23 protein-coding genes and 1 riboswitch are annotated in these 23,677 nt (G+C 71.0%); of the genes, 14 read left to right on the forward strand and 9 right to left on the reverse strand.

Features of this window, described 5'->3' with window-relative positions; all coding sequences use genetic code 11:
- Window positions 1–6 precede the first annotated feature (6 nt).
- The gene (locus ACTJJ4_RS12890) at window positions 7–1,020 is read right to left on the reverse strand and encodes an aldo/keto reductase family protein (RefSeq protein WP_285637960.1); all 1,014 of its coding nucleotides are present in this window, start codon (window positions 1,018–1,020) and stop codon (window positions 7–9) included.
- Between the two features lie 57 nt (window positions 1,021–1,077).
- Between ACTJJ4_RS12890 and ACTJJ4_RS12895 the strand changes: the two genes are divergently transcribed.
- From ACTJJ4_RS12895 to ACTJJ4_RS12920, 6 genes are all read left to right on the forward strand, one after another.
- On the forward strand, window positions 1,078–1,737 hold the full coding sequence (locus ACTJJ4_RS12895) for a response regulator transcription factor (protein ID WP_440943702.1): 660 nt from the start codon (window positions 1,078–1,080) through the stop codon (window positions 1,735–1,737).
- Window positions 1,734–2,726 (forward strand): sensor histidine kinase, encoded by a 993-nt coding sequence (locus ACTJJ4_RS12900; protein ID WP_440943703.1) that lies wholly within the window; start codon window positions 1,734–1,736, stop codon window positions 2,724–2,726. The genes ACTJJ4_RS12895 and ACTJJ4_RS12900 overlap by 4 nt, the downstream gene beginning before the upstream one ends.
- 111 nt (window positions 2,727–2,837) lie before the next feature.
- Window positions 2,838–3,437 (forward strand): hypothetical protein, encoded by a 600-nt coding sequence (locus ACTJJ4_RS12905; protein ID WP_440943704.1) that lies wholly within the window; start codon window positions 2,838–2,840, stop codon window positions 3,435–3,437.
- Between the two features lie 100 nt (window positions 3,438–3,537).
- Window positions 3,538–4,968, forward strand: coding sequence for a ferredoxin reductase family protein (locus tag ACTJJ4_RS12910; RefSeq protein WP_440943705.1), 1,431 nt, complete (start codon window positions 3,538–3,540; stop codon window positions 4,966–4,968).
- Between the two features lie 51 nt (window positions 4,969–5,019).
- The gene (locus ACTJJ4_RS12915) at window positions 5,020–5,583 is read left to right on the forward strand and encodes an FMN-binding protein (RefSeq protein WP_440943922.1); all 564 of its coding nucleotides are present in this window, start codon (window positions 5,020–5,022) and stop codon (window positions 5,581–5,583) included.
- Window positions 5,580–6,359, forward strand: coding sequence for an FAD:protein FMN transferase (locus ACTJJ4_RS12920; protein WP_440943706.1), 780 nt, complete (start codon window positions 5,580–5,582; stop codon window positions 6,357–6,359). Before ACTJJ4_RS12915 ends, ACTJJ4_RS12920 begins: the two co-directional genes overlap by 4 nt.
- A gap of 121 nt (window positions 6,360–6,480) precedes the next feature.
- Here the strand turns inward: ACTJJ4_RS12920 and ACTJJ4_RS12925 are convergent, their stop codons facing one another.
- Window positions 6,481–8,199, reverse strand: a complete 1,719-nt coding sequence (locus ACTJJ4_RS12925) for a DUF4407 domain-containing protein (protein WP_440943707.1) — start codon at window positions 8,197–8,199, stop codon at window positions 6,481–6,483.
- A 104-nt stretch (window positions 8,200–8,303) separates the two neighbouring features.
- On the opposite strand from ACTJJ4_RS12925, the gene ACTJJ4_RS12930 reads away from it, so the two are divergent.
- Window positions 8,304–8,786, forward strand: a complete 483-nt coding sequence (locus ACTJJ4_RS12930; RefSeq protein WP_440943708.1) for a SixA phosphatase family protein — start codon at window positions 8,304–8,306, stop codon at window positions 8,784–8,786.
- A 12-nt stretch (window positions 8,787–8,798) separates the two neighbouring features.
- On the opposite strand, the gene rlmN is transcribed toward ACTJJ4_RS12930, so the two are convergent.
- The gene (gene rlmN / locus ACTJJ4_RS12935) at window positions 8,799–10,067 is read right to left on the reverse strand and encodes a 23S rRNA (adenine(2503)-C(2))-methyltransferase RlmN (RefSeq protein ID WP_440943709.1); all 1,269 of its coding nucleotides are present in this window, start codon (window positions 10,065–10,067) and stop codon (window positions 8,799–8,801) included.
- A 79-nt stretch (window positions 10,068–10,146) separates the two neighbouring features.
- On the opposite strand from rlmN, the gene ACTJJ4_RS12940 reads away from it, so the two are divergent.
- The 3 genes from ACTJJ4_RS12940 to ACTJJ4_RS12950 all read left to right on the forward strand — a co-directional run bounded on the left by ACTJJ4_RS12940 (window position 10,147) and on the right by ACTJJ4_RS12950 (window position 12,218).
- Window positions 10,147–10,584 carry a ribosomal protein L7/L12 gene (locus ACTJJ4_RS12940; RefSeq protein WP_440943710.1) on the forward strand — a complete coding sequence of 146 codons (438 nt, stop codon included), beginning with the start codon at window positions 10,147–10,149 and terminating at the stop codon, window positions 10,582–10,584.
- A gap of 58 nt (window positions 10,585–10,642) precedes the next feature.
- On the forward strand, window positions 10,643–11,281 hold the full coding sequence (locus tag ACTJJ4_RS12945) for a bifunctional 4-hydroxy-2-oxoglutarate aldolase/2-dehydro-3-deoxy-phosphogluconate aldolase (protein WP_440943711.1): 639 nt from the start codon (window positions 10,643–10,645) through the stop codon (window positions 11,279–11,281).
- Between the two features lie 205 nt (window positions 11,282–11,486).
- Window positions 11,487–12,218, forward strand: coding sequence for a sulfite exporter TauE/SafE family protein (locus tag ACTJJ4_RS12950; protein ID WP_440943712.1), 732 nt, complete (start codon window positions 11,487–11,489; stop codon window positions 12,216–12,218).
- 31 nt (window positions 12,219–12,249) lie between these two features.
- Here the strand turns inward: ACTJJ4_RS12950 and ACTJJ4_RS12955 are convergent, their stop codons facing one another.
- Together ACTJJ4_RS12955 and ACTJJ4_RS12960 are read right to left on the reverse strand one after the other, a co-directional pair.
- On the reverse strand, window positions 12,250–13,080 hold the full coding sequence (locus ACTJJ4_RS12955; protein ID WP_440943713.1) for an SDR family oxidoreductase: 831 nt from the start codon (window positions 13,078–13,080) through the stop codon (window positions 12,250–12,252).
- 38 nt (window positions 13,081–13,118) lie between these two features.
- Window positions 13,119–13,880: an SDR family NAD(P)-dependent oxidoreductase gene (locus ACTJJ4_RS12960; RefSeq protein WP_440943714.1), complete on the reverse strand. Its 762-nt coding sequence runs from the start codon at window positions 13,878–13,880 to the stop codon at window positions 13,119–13,121.
- Between the two features lie 160 nt (window positions 13,881–14,040).
- Between ACTJJ4_RS12960 and ACTJJ4_RS12965 the strand changes: the two genes are divergently transcribed.
- The 3 genes from ACTJJ4_RS12965 to ACTJJ4_RS12975 are packed head-to-tail and all read left to right on the forward strand — an operon-like array spanning window position 14,041 to window position 16,294.
- Window positions 14,041–14,403 (forward strand): DUF488 domain-containing protein, encoded by a 363-nt coding sequence (locus ACTJJ4_RS12965; protein WP_440943715.1) that lies wholly within the window; start codon window positions 14,041–14,043, stop codon window positions 14,401–14,403.
- 16 nt (window positions 14,404–14,419) lie between these two features.
- Complete coding sequence (locus tag ACTJJ4_RS12970; protein WP_440943716.1) at window positions 14,420–15,523, forward strand: hypothetical protein; 1,104 nt, start codon at window positions 14,420–14,422, stop codon at window positions 15,521–15,523.
- A 33-nt stretch (window positions 15,524–15,556) separates the two neighbouring features.
- Complete coding sequence (locus ACTJJ4_RS12975; RefSeq protein WP_440943717.1) at window positions 15,557–16,294, forward strand: phosphotransferase; 738 nt, start codon at window positions 15,557–15,559, stop codon at window positions 16,292–16,294.
- Between the two features lie 52 nt (window positions 16,295–16,346).
- On the opposite strand, the gene ACTJJ4_RS12980 is transcribed toward ACTJJ4_RS12975, so the two are convergent.
- The 3 genes from ACTJJ4_RS12980 to ACTJJ4_RS12990 all read right to left on the reverse strand — a co-directional run bounded on the left by ACTJJ4_RS12980 (window position 16,347) and on the right by ACTJJ4_RS12990 (window position 19,266).
- Window positions 16,347–17,147 (reverse strand): energy-coupling factor transporter transmembrane component T family protein, encoded by an 801-nt coding sequence (locus tag ACTJJ4_RS12980; RefSeq protein ID WP_440943718.1) that lies wholly within the window; start codon window positions 17,145–17,147, stop codon window positions 16,347–16,349.
- A 5-nt stretch (window positions 17,148–17,152) separates the two neighbouring features.
- Window positions 17,153–18,625: an ABC transporter ATP-binding protein gene (locus ACTJJ4_RS12985; protein WP_440943719.1), complete on the reverse strand. Its 1,473-nt coding sequence runs from the start codon at window positions 18,623–18,625 to the stop codon at window positions 17,153–17,155.
- A gap of 2 nt (window positions 18,626–18,627) precedes the next feature.
- Window positions 18,628–19,266: an ECF transporter S component gene (locus tag ACTJJ4_RS12990; protein WP_292697369.1), complete on the reverse strand. Its 639-nt coding sequence runs from the start codon at window positions 19,264–19,266 to the stop codon at window positions 18,628–18,630.
- A riboswitch (TPP riboswitch) is annotated at window positions 19,257–19,368 on the reverse strand. Its footprint overlaps the gene before it by 10 nt.
- Window positions 19,369–19,416: 48 nt before the next feature.
- Between ACTJJ4_RS12990 and ACTJJ4_RS12995 the strand changes: the two genes are divergently transcribed.
- Window positions 19,417–21,396, forward strand: coding sequence for a D-alanyl-D-alanine carboxypeptidase family protein (locus ACTJJ4_RS12995; protein WP_440943720.1), 1,980 nt, complete (start codon window positions 19,417–19,419; stop codon window positions 21,394–21,396).
- A gap of 78 nt (window positions 21,397–21,474) precedes the next feature.
- On the opposite strand, the gene ACTJJ4_RS13000 is transcribed toward ACTJJ4_RS12995, so the two are convergent.
- A complete protein-coding gene (locus ACTJJ4_RS13000) occupies window positions 21,475–23,646 on the reverse strand; it encodes an ABC transporter ATP-binding protein (protein ID WP_440943923.1) in 2,172 nt (723 codons plus the stop codon).
- Window positions 23,647–23,677 lie beyond the last annotated feature (31 nt).

A 23,677-nucleotide genomic window follows, 5' to 3' on the forward strand; every position in this document is an offset into this window, starting at 1 on the left:
GATGCCTCAGACCAGGCGCTCCTTCGGAGAGACCGTGTAGGTGTCCTCGGGGTCGTCGAACACCACGCCGGCGAGCGCGGTGTCGATCGCGGTCATCACCTCGGCGTCCAGCTTCACGCCGGAGGCCTTGACGTTGTCGGCGAGCTGCTCGGGGCGCGACGCGCCGACCAGGGCCGCGGCCACGTTCGGGTTCTGCAGCACCCAGGCGATCGCGAGCTGCGGCATCGTCAGGCCCGCCTCGGCCGCGATCGGCTTGAGGTTCTGCACGGCCGCGAGGATGTCGTCCTGCAGGAAGCGCTGGATGAAGTGCGCACCCGAATGCGGGTCGGTGGCGCGGGAGCCGTCCGGCACCGGCTGACCGGGCAGGTACTTGCCGCTGAGCACGCCCTGCGCCATCGGCGACCAGACGATCTGCGAGATCCCCAGCTCCTCCGAGGCCGGCACGACCTTGCCCTCGATCACGCGGTGCAGCATGGAGTACTGCGGCTGGTTCGAGATGAGCTGCACGCCCAGCTCGCGAGCCAGCGCGTGGCCCTCGCGCAGCTGCTCGGCGGTCCACTCCGAGACGCCGATGTACAGCGCCTTGCCCTGGCGGACCACGTCGGCGAAGGCCTGCATGGTCTCCTCGAGCGGGGTCTCGTGGTCGTAGCGGTGCGCCTGGTACAGGTCGACGTACTCCACGCCGAGGCGCTGCAGCGAGCCGTCGATCGAGTCGCGGATGTGCTTGCGGCTCAGGCCGGTGTCGTTGGGGCCCTTCGGGCCGGTCGGGAAGTAGACCTTGGTGAAGATCTCCAGTCCTGCGCGGCGCTGACCTGCGAGCGCCTTGCCGAGCACGACCTCGGCGGCCGTGTTGGCGTAGGTGTCCGCGGTGTCGAACGTGGTGATGCCGGCATCCAGTGCGGCGTGCACGGTGGCGACCGCAGCGTCGTCGCCGACCTGCGAGGCGTGCGTGACCCAGTTGCCGTAGGTGATCTCCGAGACCTTGAGACCGCTGTTGCCGAGATAGCGATAGTTGACCATGGTCCAACGCTATCCCCCTCCCAGCACCACGAGGGCGGGCTCTGTCACACTGTTCCCATGCCCACCCAGCCGCGGCTGCTGTACGTCGAGGACGAGGCCGAGACCGCCGCGATCGTCGTCGAGGTGCTCTCGGACGAGTACCTCGTCGACCATGCGCGCACGGGCGAGCGCGCGCTGGAGCTCGCCCTCGGACAGCGCTACGACGTGATGGTCGTGGACCGGCGCCTCCCCGGCATGACGGGCGCCGAGCTGCTGCAGGCCGTGCGCACCGCGCACATCACGACTCCGGCGATCATGCTCACGGCACTCGGCACGGTGGCCGACCGGGTGAGCGGCCTGGATGCCGGGGCCGACGACTACCTGCTCAAGCCCTTCGACTTCGACGAGCTGCGCGCCCGGCTGCGCGCTCTCCGACGGGGACGCGGACCGGGCACGCGCCGCGAGATCGGCGACTGGCTGTTCTCCACCACCTCGCTGGCGCTCTACGGCCCGGACGGCGGACGCGTGCCGCTCACCCAGGCCGAGGCCGACCTGCTCGAGCTGCTGACCTCCAGCCCCGAGCACGTCTTCTCGCGCGAGGAGATCGTCGCGAGCCTCTTCCCAGGCGGCTCGGCGGGCACCGTCGACGCTTACGTGCACTACATCCGCCGCAAGTCCACTCCCGAGATCATCGACACCGTCCGCGCACGCGGCTATCGCAGCGGGATGCCGCGATGAGCGCCCGCACAGATCACGCCGTCGCCGCCGATCGCGCGCGCGTGCAGCGCTCCGCGCTGCACACCGGCCTCTGGGTCGGCATCGCGTCGGCCGCGGTGGTGACAGCGGTCACCGCGACGATCATCACCGCCCTGCTCACCGCGAGCCGGCCTGGGCCCCGGCCGCACGGCCGACCAGGCGAGCCGCTCGGCGATCGCATCCTCGATCTCGACGACGTGCTGCCGGTCGTGATCGCGATGGGCGTGATCGGGGTGCTGCTGCTGGGTGTCATCGCCTGGTACGCGTCGCGGCGGGCATCCGAGCCGCTCGCCGAGGCCCTCGGGGTGCAGCGCGCCTTCGTCGCGGATGCGAGTCATGAGCTGCGCACTCCGCTCACGACGTTGAACAGCCGCATCCAGCTGGCAGAGCACCGGCTGCGACAGGGCGAGGACGTCGGGCGGGTGCTGGCGGACATGCGCGCGGATGCCGCGGTGATGGATGCCGTGCTCACGGACCTGCTGCTGGCGGCCGAGACCGCCGGGGCCCGGGATTCGGATGCCACGGCCTCGGCGTCGGTGTTCGAAGCCCTGCAGGAGGCCGCCGCCGTGATCGGTCCGCGGGCTGCCGAACGCGGCGTGCGCGTCGACGTGCAGGCGCCCGCCGATCTGCGCGTCGCGGCGGAGCAGACGGCGCTCATGCGCGCCGTGATCGCCCTGCTCGACAACGCGGTGCGATACAGTCCGGACGGCGCGAGCGTGCAGCTGACCGCGACCCCCGCGGGGCGTCGTGCGGAGATCCGGGTGGCCGACCACGGGCCGGGTCTGGGCGACATGGATCCGGAGCGCGTCTTCGAGAGGTTCGCCAGGTCGACGGCGTCCACCGAGCGACGAGGGTTCGGTCTGGGCCTCGCCCTGGTGCGCGACATCGCGAACCGGTTCGGCGGCTCGGTCGAGGTCGAGCGCACCTCCGCTGCGGGCACGACCTTCCTGCTGACGCTCCCGCGCGCCTGACCGCGCGCCGCGCCGGCCGCCACCTGGGAATCGTCGATCCCCTTCCTATGAGAACCCGCAGGATGCCGGATTCTTGGGGCTTTCTTGGCGGTCGAGCGCGACAGTCATCCCATGAGCGAGAACAACGAGAACACTTCTGTCCCCGGTGAGGCCGCCGACGGCGGCGCTCCCGACACGACGCCGACCGCCGAGGCGGCATCGGCCCCGACCCCGGATGCTGCACCCGCGGCGCCCGCCGCGGCACAGGCGCCGCCGGCTCCTCCTGCGCAGGGAGCTCCTGTCGCATCCGGCGCGTCGACCACCCCGATCCTTCCGACGACGCCCGTGGGCCAGGCGGCGCCGTACGCCGCACCGGTGCAGCCCGGAGCGCCCGCAGCCGCGGAACCCGCGAAGCCGTTCTGGAGCCGCACCGGAACGCGCATCGGCGCCGGCGTCGTCGGCGGCGTGGTCATCCTGATGCTCGGCTTCGGCGGCGGCTGGGTGGCACACAGCGTGGTGCGCCCGTTCGGGATGCACGAGCAGGCGTGGGGCGGACCGGGCGGCGACCGGGGCATGCCGCACGACGGCTTCGGCGGCCAGCGCGCACCGCGCGGCGGCCAGGGCTTCGGCGACGGCCAGCGCCCCGGCGGACCGAACGGTTCCGATGACGGCAGCACCGGCGGCAGCGACTCCGACGACACCCCGACCCCCGGAAGCACGCCGGGATCCTGAGCCCCGGGTCGCGGCGGATGCCGCCGGAACCCCCTCCGAAGCGGCATCCGTCGCGACCCGGACCACCGACCGCACCACGACACCTTCGAGGAGGCACCACATGGCCACGATCACCCTGCCGACCGGCTCGACGGCCGCGCACAGCGCCGCGATCCGCCCCAGCGCCGCGGTACGGCGGCGTCGCGCCGAGCTGTGGAGTCTCGGCGCCACGGTCGCCGTCTGGGCCACCTGCCTGTACGTCGTGGTCCTGTGGGTCGCCGGCGGGGGCGTGCAGGCGCTGTTCACCGGCAGGGCCGACCTGCTGAACTCGGCCGGCCGCCTCACTGGGCTGGTCGCCTCGAACCTGCTGCTCCTGCAGGTGCTGCTGATGGCGCGCGTCCCGCTGTTCGAGCGCGGGTTCGGCCGCGACGGGATGACGCGGATGCACCGGCTCGTCGGCTTCTGGTCCTTCGCACTGCTGCTCACGCATATCGTGCTGCAGACGCTCGGCTATGCGGCATCCGCCGGGCTGAACCCGCTCGTGCAGCTGTGGCAGTTCGTCGTGGACTACCCGGGGATGCTGCTGGCGACCGCGGGCACGGCGCTCGTGATCCTCGTCGCGCTCACCTCGATGAAGCGGGCACGGCGCCGGCTGCGCTACGAGTCGTGGCACCTGCTGCACCTGTACGGCTATCTCGGCGCCGGACTCGCCCTGCCGCATCAGCTGTGGACCGGGTCCGACTTCACGGCATCCGCCGCGGCCACCTGGTACTGGTGGGGCCTGTGGATCCTCACGGCCGTCGCGGTGATCGCCTACCGCGTGATCGTGCCGCTGGTGCGCTCCCGCCGGCACCTGCTGCGCGTCGCGAGCGTCACCCGCGACGGCGCCGACGGCGTGACCGTGCGGATGCGCGGCGAGCGCATCGCGCGGCTCGGCGCGCAGCCGGGGCAGTTCTTCATCTGGCGCTTCATGGACGGGCCGGGCTGGACGCGAGGGCACCCCTTCTCGCTCTCCGCCGCGCCGACCGGTGACGAGCTGACCATCTCGGCGCGGCTCGTCGGCGACGGAACGTCGCGACTCGCCGCACTGCGCCCGGGCACCCGGGTGCACGTCGAGGGGCCCTACGGCGGATTCACCGGCGAGCGCAGGCGCGGTCGGCGGATGCTGATGATCGGCGCGGGCGCCGGCGTCGCGCCTCTGGTCTCGCTGCTCGAGGGAGAGCCGTATGCGCCCGGCGAAGCGGTGATCATCACCCGCGACACGACTCCCGAAGCGGCGCTGCGCACGGAGGCGCTGGCCGACTTGGTGCGCGACCGCGGCGTGCAGCACATCGCGCTGCCCGGCCGCCGCGCGCGGTCCGGTGCCTCGTGGCTGCCGGAGTCGCACGCCCGCTGGAACGGCGTCGACGCGCTGCGCCACCTCGCTCCCGACGTGCTCGAGCACGAGGTGTACGTGTGCGGTCCGCCGGACTGGGCGGATGCCGTGCTGCACGACCTGCGCGCGGCCGGCTTCCCGCCGGAGCGCATCCACCGCGAGGCGTTCGCGATCTGAGCATCCTGACACCCGGAACCCGACGACGAGGAGAAGATCATGGAACGACCGATGAAGCGCATCGCGTACGCGGCGCTCGCCACCGTCAGCGGGCTGGTGCTGCTGTTCAGCTACCGCACCTCCACGGGGGCCGAGATCCCGACCGCGAACGCCGCGGCTCCGGCAGCGTCGACCGGCGCCTCGGGCTCGGCTTCCGGGACCGGGTCGAACTCCGGATCGGAATCCGGCACCGGTTCGAACACGGACTCGTCCGATTCGGCGTCCGGCTCGGGATCAGCATCCGGCTCCGACGCGACAGGCGGCACGACCGGGTCCAGCACGACGTCATCCGGTCTTAAGGACGGCACCTTCACCGGCGACGCGGCGAGCACCCGCTACGGCCCGGTGCAGGTGCAGGTCACGGTGAGCGGCGGGAGGATCGCCTCCGTGGACGTCGTCGAGTATCCGAATGAGAACCCTCGCGACCGGCAGATCAATCAGCAGGCCGTGCCGATGCTGATCAGCGAGACCACTTCTGCGCAGTCGGCGCAGATCGACATGATCTCGGGTGCCACCTACACCAGCCGGGGGTATCAGCAGTCCCTGCAGAGCGCCCTCGACCAGGCGACGTCATGACCTCCCGGCACGTGCAGGTGTGCCCCGTGATGGGCACTGTCGCCAGTGCGCACGTGATCGGCGGTGCCGCCGGTGTCGAGCTCGAGGCCGCGATCGAGGGCTGCTTCGGCATGCTGCGCCGCGCAGATCGGGTCTTCTCGATGTACGACTCCGCATCCGATGTGCAGCGCATCGCCCGTGGCGAGCTGCGGATAGCGGATGCCGACCCCTGGGTGGCCGAGGTCGAGGCGGCCTGCGACGGAGCGGAGTTCGAGACGCGCGGCCTGTTCAGCGCGCACCTGGGCGGGGTCTTCGACCCGACCGGGTACGTGAAGGGCTGGGCGACCGAGCGCGCGACTCGTGAGCACCTCCTGCCGCTGCTGAACGTCCCGGGCGTGCAGGCCGTCGGCCTCGATGTCGGCGGCGACCTGCAGGTCTTCACCGCCGAGGAGTCGGACTGGACCTGGAACATCGGCATCGTCGACCCCGCCGATCGCGCTCAGGTGATCGCGACCGTCCCGGTGCGCAACGGCGCCGTGGCGACCTCGGGCACGGCGGAGCGCGGAGCACACATCGTCGATCCCCGCACGGGCGCGGCCGCCACGGGCATCCGCTCGGCGACGGTCATCGCGGAGAGCCTCACCCGTGCGGATGTCTGGGCGACGGCGATCGTCGCCGCGGGCGCCGACCTGGACTGGCTGCCCCGCGCAGCCGGCACCTCGGGCCTGCTCGTCGACGCCGGCGGCGGCATCCGCCGCTGGGTCGAGGGCGTGACTTTCGAGGTGCAGCCCGCCTGATTGCGCCCGCCTGATCCTGACGCTCCAGGTATCAGCATCCGCCGTTTCAGCGCGCCCGATTTCCGCCGATCTTGATACCTGGAGCATCCTTGCGAGCGTGACCCACCGGGGGCGTACCCGGTCAGACGGACACGGACTCGCGGATGTCGGCGCGGGTCAGCGGCACGGTCGGGGTGCCGTCCAGATCGTCCGGCAACCGCGGCGCCCACGGAGGCGACGCTGCCGGGGCCGGGGCCTCCTCCGCCACGATCGCTGCGCGGTCGCGGAAGCCGTCGGCGGTCACGCGGTCGAGCTCGACCTGCTTGCGGATCGCTGCGGTCTTCTCGTACAGCGACGGGTCGCCGTAACTGGTGAGCACCTTCACCAGGACCGGCAGCAGCTCGATCATGAAGAACAGCGCCGCGATCAGCCAGTGCGCCCAGAAGATCGCGGGCTCCTTGTCGGCCAGGCGGTTCAGGCCGGTGATCTGGCTGAGCAGCCCGATCGCCCCGGCGTTCCCCTGCGCGACTGAATCCGCCCGCGCGTTGTATGCGGCGAGCGCGTTCTCGTAGGTCTTCTTCGCCGCCGGCAGCTGGTCCTTCGCCTGCTGGCGGTTGGTCGACTCGGATGCGGTGGTGTTGGCCTTCTCGGCCGTCTCGGCGCTGGACAGGTCGCCGTTGGCGGCGCGCAGCTGCGCGGCCAGGGCGTCGTACGTCTGCTGGGCCTGCGCGAGCTGGGCCTTCGCCGCATCCGAGCTGGAGCCCTGGCCGTGCACGCCGGTGCAGCCGGGAACCGTGCCCGCGCCCTCGCCGGTCAGCTCGCACTGGTACAGCGCACGGGCGGAGTCGATCACCTTCTGCTGCTCGGCCATCTTGCGGGTGAGATCGTCGACGGTGGCCTTGGCGGCGGCAGTCGATGCGGAGCCCTTGTCGGTGCCGGCGACGATGCCGGTCGCGGCCTGGTTCTCGAGCGCGGCGACCCGCTTGGTCGCGGCGTCCAGAGCCTTCTTCTCCGGCCCCTTCTCGAGCGCCTTCTGATCGGACTGCGACTGGGTGATGTTGGTGGACGCCACCTCGCGCGCGATGTCGTTGTGGAACACCTGCAGCACGAGCGGCTCCGCGACGAGGAAGCCGATCAGCGCCGCCATCGCCACACGCGGGACGGCCAGCGCGATCAGCTTGCCGATGCTGCGCGACGACGACATGGTCGCCGTGAGAAAGCGGTCGAGGTTGAAGATGATCGCCGCCCACACGAGCGCCAGCGGCACGGCCAGCCAGATCGCCACCTGCACGCCGGTCGTGAGCGCGAACAGCATCGAGATCGCTGAGACCAGCGCGGTGCCGGCGAGCACGAAGAACATCTGCACGAAGCGGGGCGTCTCCCCCGGGACGCGGTCGAGGATCGGGCCGTCGGCGCCGCCGAGGATCGCGAGCGTGCGCAGGCGGGAACCGGGAACGCGCGGGCGGCGCTCGCGCTTGGGTCGTGGCGAGCGCGGAGGCGTCGGCTCGTCAACCGCGATCGGCTCGGCCGTCGCCGGCTCGGATGCCGCGGTCTCGGCCTCGTCGACGATCACCCGGCTCGGCCGGGAGGGCTCGTCGAAGAACGGGAAGTCCTCGACGTCGAACGACTCGGTCTCCTGCGCGTCCTGCACGATCGGGTTGGGCCGAGTGGAGCGGTCTGACGCGTCGTCGAGGGTGCTCGCGGCGATGCCGGCATCCGTGTCGGGGCCGGACGGCCGGTACTCGCGGGTGAAGTACTCGGGCACCTCGGCGGACGGCGTCGCGTCGTTCGAACCGTCGCCGTCGACCTCGATGCGGTCCTGCGAGCCCATCCGTCCAGGGCGATGCGCGGAGTAAGACATCCCTCCAGGCTAGGAAACCCCGGCTGTGCGACTCCCGGACGAACCCTGCGAACGGCTCCCAGGAAAGGGATGCGGTGTCGTCGACGCCCTGTCAGGCTGGACGCATGAAGACGCTGCTGCTGGCCCGCCACGCGAAGTCGGACTGGGGCCTGCACGGCCTCGCCGATCACGACCGTCCGCTGAACGGCCGAGGTCGTCGTGACGCCCCGGCGATGGCCGCCCGTCTGCTCGACGAGGGGGTCGCGGTCCAGCGCATCGTCTCGAGCACGGCCGTCCGCGCACGCAGCACCGCCGACGAGTACGCCGCGGCCTTCAGCATCCCCGTGATCGAGGAGGACGCACTGTACGCGGCATCCGCCCGCACGATCCTCGAGGTCGCGTCAGCCCTGCCCGACGAGGTCGACGTCGCGATGCTGGTCGGCCACAATCCCGGCATGACGGACGCCGTCGCCGAGCTGACGGGCGCCTTCGTGGAGTTCCCGACCTGCGCCGTCGCGGAGTGCGCCGTCGACGTCGGCTCCTGGCCCGAGCTCATCGAGGGGTCGGGCCGGATGCTGCGCCTCCGGACGCCCGGCGATATGGCCTGAACCTGAGGGCGCTCAGGCCATCGCTGCCGCGGCGGCCTCGTCCTCGGTGGTCGCGACCAGCTGACCGCAGGCGCCGTCGATCTCCTTGCCGCGGGTGTCGCGCAGGGTGGTGGGGATGCCGGCGTCGTTCAGGCGGCGCACGAACTCGTTCTGCACGTCGATGTCGGACGAGGTCCAGATCGAGCCGGGCGTCGGGTTCAGCGGGATCGGGTTCACGTGCACCCAGCCGCGGCCGCGCGCGTTGAGCTTCTCCGCGAGCAGGTCGGCGCGCCAGGCGTGGTCGTTCATGTCCTTGATCAGCGCGTACTCGATCGAGACACGGCGGCCGGTCTTCTCGAAGTACTCGCGCGCGGCATCCAGCGCCTCGTCGACCTTCCAGCGGGAGTTGACCGGGATCAGCTCATCGCGCAGTTGGTCGTCGGGGGCGTGCAGCGAAAGCGCGAACGTGACGGGGATGTTCTCGTCGGCGAGCTTGCGGATCGCCGGCACCAGGCCGACGGTCGACACCGTGATGCCGCGAGCGCTCATGCCCAGGCCGTTCGGCTGCGGCGCGACCATGACGCGCACGGCGTCCATCACGCGCTTGTAGTTGGCCAGCGGCTCGCCCATCCCCATGAACACGATGTTCGAGACGCGCTCCATCGAGTGGTCGTCGCGCTTCTTGCCACCCAGCTCGCCGTTCGCGATGGCGCGGTTGGCGCGCACGATCTGCTCGACGATCTCGGCCGTCGACATGTTGCGGGTCAGGCCCGCCTGGCCGGTGGCGCAGAAGGGGCAGTTCATGCCGCAGCCCGCCTGCGACGACACGCACAGCGTGATACGGCCGGGGTAGCGCATCAGCACCGACTCGACCAGGGCGCCGTCGTGCAGCCGCCAGAGGAACTTGATCGTGTCGCCGCGATCGGTGGTCAGCCGGCGCACCTCGGTCATGAGCGGCGGCAGCATCCCGCCGACGAGCTCCTCGCGCTGCTCCGCGGGAAGGTCGGTCATGTGCGCCGGGTCGGAGGTGTAGTGCGTGAAGTAGTGCGTGGACAGCTGCTTGGCGCGGAACCCGGGCAGCCCGAGCTCCTTCACCTTCGCGATGCGCTCCTCGGGCGTCATGTCGGCCAGGTGCACGGGCGGCTTGCCGCGCTTGGGGCTCGCGAACTGCAGCAGCGGCCGCCCCTCGGCATCCTTCTTCTGCGTCCACCCCTCCGTCGCAGGGCGCACCTGCGTGCGAGCGGGCCCGGTGGTGCGCACGGGCGTGCTGCGGGCAGGCGGGGTCTTGTCGGATGCAGGCATGCATCAAGGGTACGGGGAACGACCCGCGAGAGGGCTGGATGCCCGGTATCCGAGCCTCCGGGCTGGCAGGCTGGTCGGCATGGAACCGTGGATGTGGATCGTGGCCGTCGTCGTCCTGCTGGTGCTCGTGCCGTGGGCCACGAAGGGGATGCGGCCCAAGGCGCCGCAGTCGCCGGTGTCCGTCGCGCCTCGCAGCCTCACACCTGCGGAGTCGGCTGAGATCGACGCCCTGGTCGCCGGCGACCGGAAGATCGCCGCGATCAAGCGGCTGCGCGAGCTGCAGTCCCTGAGTCTGCAGGAGGCGAAGGACGCGATCGACGCCTGGGTTCCGGGAACGGCGTGGAGCACGGATGCCGCGGCATCCGCTCCCCGCCCGACGGATGCCTTGAGCCCCGCCGCCAGGGCCGAGATCGCCGCGCTCATCGCCGATGATCAGAAGATCAGCGCGATCAAGCGCTACCGCGAGGAGACCGGCGTGGGCCTGAAGCAGGCGAAGGACGCGATCGAGAACTGGTGATCCCGACTTGTAATTACAAGTAGTTCCAGCGCACAATGGAGCGACGAACGGAGCCCTCATGACCGACCGCCTCTCCCGCGCCCGCGCCGCCGGCGTCCTCGCCGTGCTGCGCGCCCCCTCCCCCGAATCCGCCCTGGAAGCCGCCGACGCGATCATCCGCGGCGGCATCCCCGGCATCGAGGTCACCTACTCCACACCGGATGCCCCCGCCGTGATCCGCGAGCTGATCGCCCGCCACGGCGACGCGGCGTACATCGGCGCCGGCACGGTCACCACGCCTGAGCAGGCGGCGGCTGCGGCCGAGGCGGGCGCCGAGTTCCTGGTGAGTCCGGGCACGCTCCCCGCCCTCACCCGCGCCATGCTCGACACGGGCACGGTCGTCATGACCGGCGCGCTGACGCCGACCGAGGTCATGTCGGCGCTGGAGCTGGGCGTCGACGTCGTCAAGATCTTCCCGGCATCCCTCGGCGGCCCGTCCTACCTCGGCGCACTGCGCGGCCCGTTCCCCGACGCACCGCTGATGCCCACAGGCGGCGTCAAGCCCGAGAACGTCGCGGACTGGTTCGCGGCCGGCGCCGTCGCCGTCGGCGCCGGCGGCGACCTGGCGAACTCGGCATCCATCACGGCCGGCGACTGGGCCGACCTCGAGGCCCGCGCGACCCGCTTCGCCGCAGCCCTGGCGGCCGTGCGCGCCTGAGGGGCGCGGCAAGCTGGCAAGCCAGGCGCATACGTACCGGAAAACAGAGACGATCTGACGCAGTCACGGCATGTCGACGGCACCTCAGCGCGACACGCCGCAGCCCGTCTCCGTTTTCCGACGGATGCTCCTCCCGCACGGGCGACGGCGGGCGCACCCGAGTCTCACCGTGAAAGACTGAGTCCGACCCGAACAGGAGACCCGGATGCTCGATCTCGCACCGTGGGCTTGGGCGCTCCTCGGCCTCGGCGCCCTCGTCGCGGGGCTGGGCAAGACCGCGATCCCGGGCAGCTCGACCGTGACCGTGGTGCTGGCGGCATCGATCCTCCCGGCGCGCACCTCGACGGCGACCGTGCTGCTGCTCTTCATCGTCGGTGACGTGTTCGCGCTCACGACGTACCGGCGGCACGCCGACCGGCGCACCCTGCTCCGGCTCGCGCCCGCGGTGATCGTCGGCCTGCTGGTCGGCGCCGTCTTCCTCGCGCTGGCCAAGGACGGGATCGTCCGTCGCACGATCGCCGTCATCCTGCTCGCGATGATCGCGATCACCCTGTGGCGGCGATGGCGCTCGCGCACCGAGAAGGCCGGGCGCATCGCCGCCGCCGGCTACGGGACGCTCGCGGGATTCACGACCATGGTCGCCAACTCGGGCGGCCCGGTGATGTCGATGTACTTCCTCGCCACCCGCACGCCCGTGAAGGTGTTCCTGGGCACCTCGGCATGGTTCTTCGCGATCGTGAACCTGACCAAGGTGCCGTTCCTGGCGGGCATCGGCCTGATCACGCCGTCCGTGCTGCTGCTGGACCTGCTGCTCGCGCCCCTGGTCGTGATCGGCGCCCTGATCGGCATCCGCCTGGCGAAGCGGATGCCGCAGCGGCTGTTCGACCGGCTGGTGATCGTGCTCACGATCGCCGGAGCGCTGTACCTGCTGGTCTGAGCGAACTCGGCCCGGGAGGTCCGGGAAGACCTCAGTCCAGGAAGATGTCCGGGAACAGCCGGTCGTCAGGGGTGCCGGGCACGGCGGCGTACTTCGAGAAGTCGGTCACTCCATCCGCCTCGAGCACGTCCTCGACGATGAGCGTCTGGCCCGTGTACGACGCGGCCGGCTTGTTCAGCACCGAGTAGGCGGCGTCCGCGTAGATGTCGGCGGTGCGGCTGGCCGCCATCACGCGGTCCCCGCCGAGCAGGTTCTGCACGGCGGCGGTGGCGATCGTCGTGCGCGGCCAGAGCGTGTTGGCGGCGATGCCGGCATCCGCGAACTCGGCAGCGAGGCCCAGCGTCGCCATCGTCATGCCGTACTTCGCCAGCGTGTAACCGGTGTGGGCTCCCAGCCACTTCGCCGAGATGTTCAGCGGCGGCGACAGCGAGAGGATGTGCGGGTTCGGCGCATCCTTCATCACCGGCACCGCCGCGCGCGAGAGCATGAACGTGCCGCGCACGTTGACGTCCTGCATCAGGTCGTACTTCTTGGCGGCGAGGTCGGCGGAGCGGGAGAGGTCGATCACACTCGCATTGTTGATCACGATGTCGATGCCGCCGAACTCGCCCTGCGTCTTCAGCACGGCCTCGGTGATGTCGTCGTCGCTGCGCACATCGCCGACGATCGGCAGGGCCTTCCCGCCCGCCGCACGGATGGCCTCGGCGGCGGTGTGCACGGTGCCCTCGAGCTTGGGGTGCGGGGTGTCGGTCTTGGCGAGCATCGCGATGTTCGCGCCGTCGGCTGCGGCGCGCAGCGCGATGGCGAGGCCGATGCCGCGGCTGCCGCCCGACATCAGGATGGTCTTTCCTGCGAGGGACATGGGTTCTCCTTCGAGCGTGCGTTCAGGTCGGCGAGGGGTCACTTCGGGGCCATGCGGATGGCGCCGTCCAGGCGGATGGTCTCGCCGTTCAGGTAGCCGTTGGCGACGATGTGCTCCACCAGCGCGGCGTACTCGTCGGGCCTGCCGAGGCGGGACGGGTACGGCACCTGCTGGCCGAGCGAGTCCTGCGCCGCCTGCGGAAGGCCGGCGAGCATCGGGGTCTCCATGATGCCGGGGGCGATCGTGCAGACGCGGATGCCGTAGCGGGCCAGCTCGCGTGCGATCGGCAGGGTCATGGCGTGCACGCCGCCCTTGGACGCGGAGTAGGCGGGCTGGCCGATCTGCCCGTCGAAGGCCGCGACGCTGGCGGTGCTGACGATCACGCCGCGGTCGCCGTCGTCGGTCGGCTCGTTCTGCGCGATGACGGCGGATGCCTGCGAGATCACGTTGAACGTGCCGACGAGATTGATGCGGATGATCCGCTCGAAGGCGTCCAGATCGGCCGGGTTGCCGTCGCGATCGAGCACCTTGGCGGGTGGGGCGATGCCGGCACAGTTGACGACGACGCGCAGCGGTGCGGTCGCCTGAGCGGATGCCACGGCCGCGGCCACCTGCTCGGCACTGGTGACGTCGGCAGGGGCGAACGCGCCGCCGAGCTCTGCGGCGATCTCGGCGCCGGCCGAGTTCGGCAGGTCGATGATCGTGACCTGCGCGCCAGCTGCGGCGAGTCGACGTGCGGTCGCGAGTCCGAGTCCGCTGGCTCCGCCCGTGATGAGCGCGCCCTGTCCCGTGATCTGCATGAGTTCTCCTTCGAACGGCACTGGTTGAATCGAACGGCGGTGCTGACAGAGGTTCACCGGACGGCGGTTCGCACCGACGGTGATTGCGACTGAGTCTCAGCATACGTGGTTCTGAGTCTCCCCACTGGCGGGATCACCGCAGGAGGGGGATGCTGAGCACATGGAACTCCGTCGGAAACGAGCCTACGACAGCGCCTCCGCCGAGGACGGGTTCCGGGTGCTCGTCGATCGGCTGTGGCCGCGGGGCGTCTCGAAGGAGCGCGCCGCGATCGATCTGTGGGCCAAGGACGTCGCCCCCAGCACCGCGCTGAGGCACGACTGGCATGCGGCTCCGGACGCCGATTTCGAGGTCAACGCCGATCGCTACCGTGCACAGCTGGCAGGCGAGAGCGCACCGGCGCTGCAGGCCCTGGTCGACGAACTGCGTGGCCGGCCCGTCGTCACGCTCGTGTACGCGGTGGCGAACACCGAGCACAACCACGCCGTCGTGCTCGAAGGCGTCCTGAGGCCGCTGCTGGACTGACCGCTACGCTGGCGACGTGCCCCTGCGTGCCGCCACAGAGCTCGATACCGCTGCGCTGACAGCATCCGTGCCCCTCGCCGAAGCGCGGGCGATCGCACGCGAGGCGGACGCCGCCGGTCCGGCGAGCGCGCGCCGGCCTCGCGCGGCCATCCTGCTGCTGATCGTGGCGATGTTCGGGCTGACGCTGACGCTCTTCGCCCCGATGTCGGTGCGGATGCTGTCCGGTCGGCCTGATGTCGCCGACATCGCGTTCGCGATGATCGGGATCCTCATCCCGCTCGGCATGCTCGCCGTGCCGGTGTGGATCGCCGCACGCTGGCTGGCCGAGGACCGGCGGCGGGTGCGCCTGCGCGGCTTCGCGGCGGCGAACGGCTGGACCTACCGCCTCTGGGCGCCGTCCGGCGGCGCGGTGGGAGCGGCGTTCGAGGCCGGCGGCGACGAGAACCTCTTCGACGTGCTGCGCACCGCCGATCAGGGCGCCGAGTTCGGCCGCTACAAGTCGGTGACGGGCACCGGGCGCAGCCGAACGGTCAAGACCACGGAGTACGTGACCTTCTCGGTCCCGGCCGAGCTGCCGCACATCGTGCTCGACAGCCGCGCCAACGACGGTCCGTTCGGGCGCAGCAACCTGGTGCTGGATCCGGTGCGCGATCAGCGCCTCAAGCTCGAGGGCGACTTCGACCGCTCGTTCCGGATGTACTGCCCGACCGGCTACGAGGCGGATGCCCTGTACCTGCTGCCTCCCGACATCATGCAGTCGCTGCTGACGCATGCCCGCGCGCTGGACGTGGAGCTGATGGGGTCGACCGTGCGGCTCTACGCCCCACAGGGCATCATCACGACCGACGGCGACAGCTGGCGGAGGCTGCTCGACACGGTCGACTCGATCCGCGACATGGCGCGCCAGTGGGCGCAGTGGCGCGATGACAGGCTCATGCCGGAGGACGCGGTCGGATCGTTCCCCGGCGCACGCCCGCTCGGCGTCGCCCGTCAGGGGCGCCGGCTGCGCAATCGCTTCCCCTGGTTCGCGTTCGTCTTCGGGCTCGTCGGACTCGTCGTGTGGCTGATCTCGGTCATCAGCGAGGCCGCCGAGGGCATCGCCGGCTGGCTGGGTGGCTGAGCGCCCGAGCCGCTGACGGGTGAGGATGGATGCATGTCCATTCCCGCAGCGCCCGTCGACGTCCCTGACCGTGTGCGCGACCTGGCAGGTGACGCCGGGCTCGAACCGGTGTGGGCGAACGACATCGGCGGTCTGACCTTCCGCGCGAGCCCCGCCGCCGGGCATCCGTTCTTCATCAAGTGGGGGCCGCGCAACGACGAGTGGAACCTGCGCGACGAGGCCGAGAGGATGCGCTGGGCGGGGCGCTGGATCCGGGTGCCCGAGGTCATCGACCAGGATCAGGATGCCACCCACGAGTGGCTCGTCACCAGGGCGATCGACGGCGACAGCGCGGTGCACCCGCGCTGGGTGGCGCGCCCCGAGATCGCGGTGCGCGCGGTCGGCGAGGGCCTGCGGGCGCTGCACGATGCACTGCCCGTCGACGACTGCCCGTGGGACTGGGCGGTCGAGAGCCGCATCGCGAACGCTGAGCGCCGCGGCATCCGCGTCCCCGAGCGCTTCCATGACGCCCCGCCGATCGACCGCCTCGTGGTCTGCCACGCGGATGCCTGCTGCCCGAACACGCTGATCGGCGACGACGGCCGCTGGCTTGCTCACGTCGACCTCGGCCTGCTCGGCGTGGGCGACCGCTGGGGCGACATCGCGGTCGCCTCGATGAGCACCGAGTGGAACTACGGGCCGGGCTGGGAGGACGCGCTCATCGAGGCGTACGGCCTCGAGCCCGACCGCGAGAGGCTGGCGTACTATCGGGAGCTGTGGAACGCGACCTGATCGGCACGTTCGTCGGCATCCTCTCCGCCCGGGTGAGCCCCGGCCGGACCCGTCAGCTCCAGACGAACCGGAAGACGCCGGATGCCACTGCTGCGGCGATCGCGATCACCATGATGGCCGACCCGCCCAGCACCGCGACCGCGTCGCGTCGATGCAGCCGCGAGGGCCGCGACCAGGTGCGCGGAAGACCGGAGCCGAACCCGCGCGCCTCCATGGCCATCGCCAGCTTGGTGCCGCGACGGACGGCGAAGACCAGCAGCACGAACGCCATCGAGAAGAAGCGGCGCAGCGCACCGTGATCACCCACACCGCGCGCCCGGCGTGCCAGCGCCATCGTGCGCCAGTCGTCCAGGAACAGCCCCAGCATCCTGGTGCCGGCGAGCACGCCCAGCACGAAGCGGCTCGGCAGGTGTGCGACCTGGGCGAGCGCGTCACCGAGCTCGGTGGGGTCGGTGCGTCCGAACAGGAGGATGGTCGGCAGGCCCAGCGCGATCACGCGCAGTGCGACGGCGACGGCCAGTTCGATCGATCCCTCGCTGATCGCGGCGACCCCGAACCGCCAGAACACGTGCCCCTCGGGCTCGGCGTACAGCAGCATGCTCAGCCCCGCGATCGGCGAGAACAGCGCGATGGGCAGCAGCCGGCGCAGCACCGTGCGCACCGGCAGGCCGGTGAGCGGCAGGCACAGCAGCTGCAGCCCGATCGCGACCAGGGCGCTGACCGGGTCGATCGATGCGAACAGCGGAACCGAGAGCAGCAGCGCCAGTACGAGCTTGGTCACCGGGTTGACGCCGTCGAGCCAGGCGGCGCGCGTCGTGCCGGAGAGAGCGGGAGCCGGGGTCTGTGCCCTCACGACGGTCACCTCGTCCCTCCGGATGCCGGGGCGCCGAGGGCGAGTTCCACCCGCTGCCCGCCGAGATGGCGCACGACCGAGTCGTCGTGACTCACCGCGATCACCGTGCGGCCCGCGGCGACCTCCTCCTGCAGCAGCTCGACGATGCCGATCCATCCGCGCCGGTCCTGCCCGAAGGTCGGCTCGTCGAGCACGATCACCTGCGGGGCGGAGGCGAGCACGGTGGCCACCGACAGCCGCCGCTTCTGCCCGCCGCTGAGCGTGAAAGGGTTGGCGAGTGCCAGCGGCGCCAGCTGCAGCCGCTCCAGCAGGTCGTCGGCGATGGCGGTGGCCTCGGCATCCGACTTCTTCAGCGCTCGCGGTCCGACCGCGAGCTCGTCGCGCAGCATGCGGGCGAGGAACTGATGCTCGGGTTCCTGGAACACCGTGCCGATGCGGGTGAGCAGCTCGCGCGAGGTCCAGCGCGACGGGCGCCGGCCGGAGCGCCCGGCCAGATCGGATGCCGAGGACACCGTGCCCTCGAGCTCGGGCAGCAGGCCCGCGAGCGTGAGCGCCAGGGTGGACTTGCCCGCCCCGTTCGGCCCGGTGATGACCGTGGCCGCGCCGCGCGGCACGCTCAGGTCGAGTCCGGTCTGCACGGCGGTGCGCCCATCGCGCGCCACCGCGAGAGATGCGGTCTCGAGCACGGCATCCGCTCCGCTGCCGACAGGTTCCAGAACCGGCAGGGGGATGCCGCGGTCGGGCACCCACACGCCGGCATCCGCCAGCGCCTCGCCGTAGCGGCCGAAGACCTCCGCCGGCGTCCCGTCCGCGAGCAGGCCGCCATCGGCGGCCAGCACGATCACGCGGGTCAGCAGATCCGCCCAGATCTCGGTGCGGTGCTCGACGACGACGAGCGTGGCGCCGGTGGCATCCAGAATCCGGCCGACGCTCTCGCGCACCTCCCGCACGCCCTCGGGGTCGAGGTTGGCGGTCGGCTCGTCCAGCAGCAGCAGCCCCGGCCGCATGGCCAGGACGCCGGCCAGCGCGAGCCGCTGCTTCTGCCCGCCGGAGAGCATCTTGGTCGGCCTGTCCAGCGGGACGTCGAGACCCACCGCCTCGAGCGCCTCCGCCACCCGGCCGGGGATCTGCTCGGCCGGGACGGCGAGGTTCTCGCATCCGAAGGCGACGTCGTCGCCGACCTTGGAGAGCACGACACCGGCATCCGGGTCCTGCAGCACGAGTCCGATCGCGCCGCGGCGGGCCTCCGGCGCTGCGCCGTCGACGAGCAGCGAACCGGTGCGCTCGCCCTCCTCCGCGTCGCCGAGCACGCCGGCGAGACCGGCGAGCAGCGTCGACTTGCCGGCGCCGGAGGCACCGAGCAGCAGCACGCGCTCGCCGGGCTCGATCGTGAAGGTCGCGTTGCTGACCGCGGGAAGACGCCGGCCCGCGTAGCGCCAGCCCCATCCGTTCGCGGTGACGCGAGCCGGAGCCGTCACGCTCAGACCTCCTGGCGCGCTTCCCGGCCGGCGGCGAATCGGCTCAGCGCGCCGGTCGCGGCGAGCGCGCGGACGAGCAGCCAGCCGACCAGGCCTGCCAGCAGCGCGCCCGAGACCGCCAGGGTGCCGAGGTAGATCGCGTTGAACTCGAAGGACTTCAGGAAGTTCGGCGAGGAGCCGTAGAACATCTCGAAGATCCAGGCCGCCGCGCCCGCGCCGACCCCGGCGAGCATCGCCACGGGGAGCGTGAACCGGCGGTAGAGGAACAGGGCGAAGATCAGCTCCGCACCCAGGCCCTGCACGATGCCGGAGAGCACGGTGGAGACACCCCACACGTTGCCGATCAGCATCGAGATGATCGCGGCGACCACCTCGACGACCAGCGCGGCACCGGGCTTGCGGATCACGAGACCGCCGATCACGCCGCCGATCAGCCAGATGCCGACGGCGATCCCGCCGAGGCCCGGGGTGACGGCGTCGGCTGCGCCGAACCAGGCGCCTCCGACGATGTTCCAGCCCCAGAAGATCAGGCCGGTCGCGACGCCGAGAACGGCTGCCACGACGATGTCGACGACGCGCCAGCGCGGCTGCGCGACAGCGGTGACGCCCTGTGCGGCGGATGCGGACATGGATGCACTCATCTGAACTCCTCCCTGCGCCGGCATGATCCGGATCAGGTTCGACGGTCGAAGCGCGGGTCGCTTCCTCTCAGCCCGGCACGCCGGACTCCCGTGGTTGTGCCCTCGATTCTAGTCGGTTCGTTCACGGGGATGGTTGGTAGCGTGTATCGGGTGACTGTCTCCCCCGAGTTCACACGCCCTGCCACGCGCCGTTCGCTGCGCGAGAAGTCGCGCGCGCACGCCGGGCCCGCCTCCGAGCCGGCCGCCGCGTCCGCCGACACGACTCCGGCGGGGACCGCGATCATCACCACCACCCCGTTCAGCGGCGATACTGGCGCTGTGGATGCCATCGATGGGACGCCCACGCCGGAGCAGGACGCTCCGGGACCGGCGGATGCCGCACCCGACGCTGCCGCCGAGCCGACCGCGCTCGCGGACGAGCCCTCCGACCTGCTCGACGACCCGACCGCTCCCGTGCACGTGATCCCCGATGCCGGTGCCGCGCGAGCAGCCGCATCCCCGTCCGGCGATGGCCTCCCGCCTGCGGAAGCACTCGCCGACCCCCGGCTGCTGGGCGCCGAGGACGCCGTCGCGGTTCCGCCCGTCGACGACTCCGCCTCCCCCGCGATCGCCGACCTGTTCGGCGCGCCCGTGCAGCCGGAAGCCCGGGAACTGTTCGATGAGCCTGCTCCCGTGACCGCTGAGGAGCCTTCCCCCCTCTTCCTGAGCGACATCGAGAACGCCCTGGCCGCGGAGGCCGACACCACCGAGGTGTCCGAGCCCGAGGTCGAGGCGCAGCCCGCCCAGGTGACGGCGTGGGCCGATGACCGGCATCCGATCACGGCGCTGACCTGGGTCGATCCGCTGAAGGTCGGGGCGACGCCGTCCGCCGAGCCGGAGACCGCTCCGGCGCTGTTCGCCGGGGCTCGTCTCGCGCCCACGGGGCGACGGCTGCGGCTGGTCCTCCCCCTCGGGGTCATCGGCGCCCTGTGCGCGAGCTACGTCGGCGGCACGCTCCTCGCCCCGCTCGACAACGTCGCACCGGCGGTGCAGAGCGCGACGGTCGAGATCGCCGCGGCACCGGCCGCGATCGTGACCTGGCCCGCCACGGGGAGCGCCGCAGTGGCGGTGCTGGGAATGAACCCGGTGGCGTCCACCACCGACCGGGACCAGATCGCGAGCCTCAGCAAGGTCGCCTCGGTGATGATGGTGCTCGACAAACTGCCCCTGAAGGTGGGCGAGCAGGGACCCAGCTACGCCTTCACCAAGGCGGACCAGCGCGACTTCCTGGACTACCGCCGTTCGAACCAGTCCTCGCTCGATGTGCCCGTCGGCGGCAGCCTGACCGAGTACCAGATGCTCCAGGGTGTGCTGCTGGGGTCGGCGAACAACTACATCGACCGGCTCGCCAGGGAGATCTGGGGCTCGGAGGCCGCCTTCGCCGACGCCGCGGCGAAGTGGCTGCGCGACAACGGCATCGAAGGCATCACGCTGGAGAATCCCTCCGGGTTCAGCAAGTCGAACGTCGCGACTCCCGAGGCGATGCTGCGCCTCAGCGAGCTGGCGATGCGCAACCCGGTCTTCGCGGAGATCGTCGCCACGCGCACGGCCGAGATCCCGGGCGTGGGCACCGTGACCAACACCAACAAGATGCTCGACGATCCCGGCGTGATCGGCATCAAGACCGGAACGCTCGATCACTGGAACCTGCTGACGGCCAAGGAGGTGAAGGTCGGTGACACGACCGTGCGCCTGTTCACCTCGGTGCTCGGGCAGGACAGCAGCAAGGATCGGCTCGCCGTGACCCGGGAACTGCTGGCCGGCATGGAGAAGTCGCTCGCCGATCAGCCGGTGTCGGTGCCGAAGGGCACCGTCGTCGGGAAGGTCACGACCGAGTGGGGCGGCGAGGTGAACCTCGTCACGGACTCCGACGTGCGCGTGGTGCTGTGGAACGGTGCGACCGCCACCGCGACCTCGGATCTCGCACTCGGGTCGAAGACCACGGCCGGGGCGAAGGCCGGCACGCTGAGCGCCAAGGGCCCGGTGAACACGGCGGAGACCACGGTGTCGCTCGCCAAGGAGGTCACCGCCCCGAGCATCTGGTGGCGGCTGACGCACCCGCTCGAGCTGTTCGGCATCGACAAGCAGTAGGTTCCGCCGCCGCAGACACGAGAACGCCCGCCCGGAAGGGGGCGGGCGTTCCGCATGCGTCGGTCAGGGTGCGGCGGCTCAGGTCCGGTCGGACTCGGATGCCGCGGACTCGGCCTCGCGCACGGCCTCGGCCAACTGTGGGGCATCCGCCGCCTCGGCGATCGCCTCCTGGGCGGCATCCTCCTGCGCGGCATCCTCGGCATCACCCGAGACGACGACCGGCGTGCTGCCGGTGAGAGCGTCCTCGGCGTCGATGTCGGATGCCGCCTGCTCGAACTGCGACTGGTACAGGCGCCAGTAGGCGCCCTGCGTGGCGATCAGCTCGTCGTGGGTGCCCTGCTCGACGATGTCGCCGTGCTCCATCACGAGGATGAGGTCGGCGTCGCGGATCGTCGAGAGACGGTGCGCGATCACGAACGAGGTGCGACCCTGACGTAGCGCCGCCATGGCGTGCTGCAGCAGCAGCTCGGTACGGGTGTCGACCGCGCTGGTGGCCTCGTCGAGGATGAGGATCGACGGCTGGGCGACGAACGCGCGGGCGATCGTGATCAGCTGGCGCTCACCCGCCGACACGTTCGACGCGTCCTCGTCGAGCACGGTGTCGTAGCCGTCCGGCAGCGAGTGCACGAACCGGTCGACATAGGTGGCCTTCGCGGCTGCGAGCACCTCGTCGTCGGAGGCCGACGCCTTGCCGTAGCGGATGTTCTCGCGGATGGAGCCCGCGAACAGCCACGGGTCCTGGAGCACCATGCCCGTGCGCGAGCGCAGCTCGTCGCGGCTGACCTCGGCGATGTCCTGCCCGTCGAGCAGGATGCGACCCGAGTTAAGCTCGTAGAACCGCATGATCAGGTTGACCAGCGTGGTCTTGCCCGCACCCGTGGGGCCCACGATCGCGACCGTCTGCCCCGGCTCCACCCGGAACGACAGATCGGTGATCAGCGGACGGTCCTCGGTGTACGAGAACGCGACGTTCTGGAACTCGATGACACCGCCGGTCGCCTCGTCGGGCAGGTCGGGTGCGTCCTCGGCATCCGGGTCCTGCTCGTCCGCGTCCAGGAAATCGAAGACGCGCTCCGCGGAGGCGGTGCCGGACTGCACCACTGCGGCCATGCCGCCCAGCTCGCTGAGCGGCTGGCTGAACTGCTGCGAGTACTGGATGAACGCCTGAACGTCTCCCAGACGCAGGTTGCCGCTGGCGACCATCAGTCCGCCGAGCACCGCGATGCCGACGTACGTGAGGTTCCCGACGAACATCATCGCGGGCATGATGATGCCCGACAGGAACTGCGCCTTGAAGCTGGCCTGGTAGAGCTCCTCGTTCTCGACCTGGAAACGGTCCAGGGCGTCCTGCTCGCGACCGAACACCTTGACGAGGGCGTGGCCGGAGAAGGCCTCCTCGACGCGGGCGTTCAGACGGCCGACCTTGCGCCACTGCGTGCCGAAGGCCTTCTGCGAACGCGGGCCGATCACGCCGAAGATGACGGCCATCAGCGGGAGCGACACGAGGGCGACCAGGGCGAGCTGCCAGGAGATGGAGAACATCATGATCAGCACGCCCACCACGGTGAGCACCGAGGTCAGCGCACCCGACAGCGACTGCTGCATGGTCTGCGTGATGTTGTCGATGTCGTTGGTCACCCGCGAGATCAGCTCACCGCGCTGCACCTTGTCGAAGTACGACAGAGGCAGACGGTTGATCTTGGCCTCGACGTCCTCACGCAGGCGCCACATCGTGCGGACCATGATCACGTTGATCACGTAGCCCTGGATCCAGCTCAGCAGCGCGGAGACCACGTAGATCGCCAGCACGGCCATGATGATCCAGCGCAGCCGCTCGAAGTCGACGCCCGCACCGACCGAGAAGTCCTGCATGGCGCCGACCATGTTCGCGAAGTCGTCCTGCCCTGCGGAGCGCAGCGCCTCGACCACCTGGGCCTTGCTCGTCCCCTCGGGGAATCCGGGGAAGTCACCGAAACCGGTGCCGAGGATGTGGGACACGAAGCCCTCGTAGACGACGTTGGTCGCCTCTCCGAGCACCTTGGGCGCGGCGACCGCGAGCACGACGCCGATGGCGCCGAGGAAGGACACCAGCGCGAACCACACGGCCGAGGGCTTCAGCAACCCGATCATGCGCTTGAAGCTGGGGCCGAAGTTGTCGGCCTTGCCCGGCGCAGGACCGTCGAACATGCCACCGCCCTCGAGGCGGGCCTTCTCGGCGAGCTCGTGCTCCTCGCGCTCGGCCTCGCTCATCTGGGACGGGTCGGGGCCGGCGGCCTTGGCC

The sequence above is a fragment of the Microbacterium sp. 22195 genome (assembly GCF_052056515.1).
Classification (GTDB): domain Bacteria; phylum Actinomycetota; class Actinomycetes; order Actinomycetales; family Microbacteriaceae; genus Microbacterium.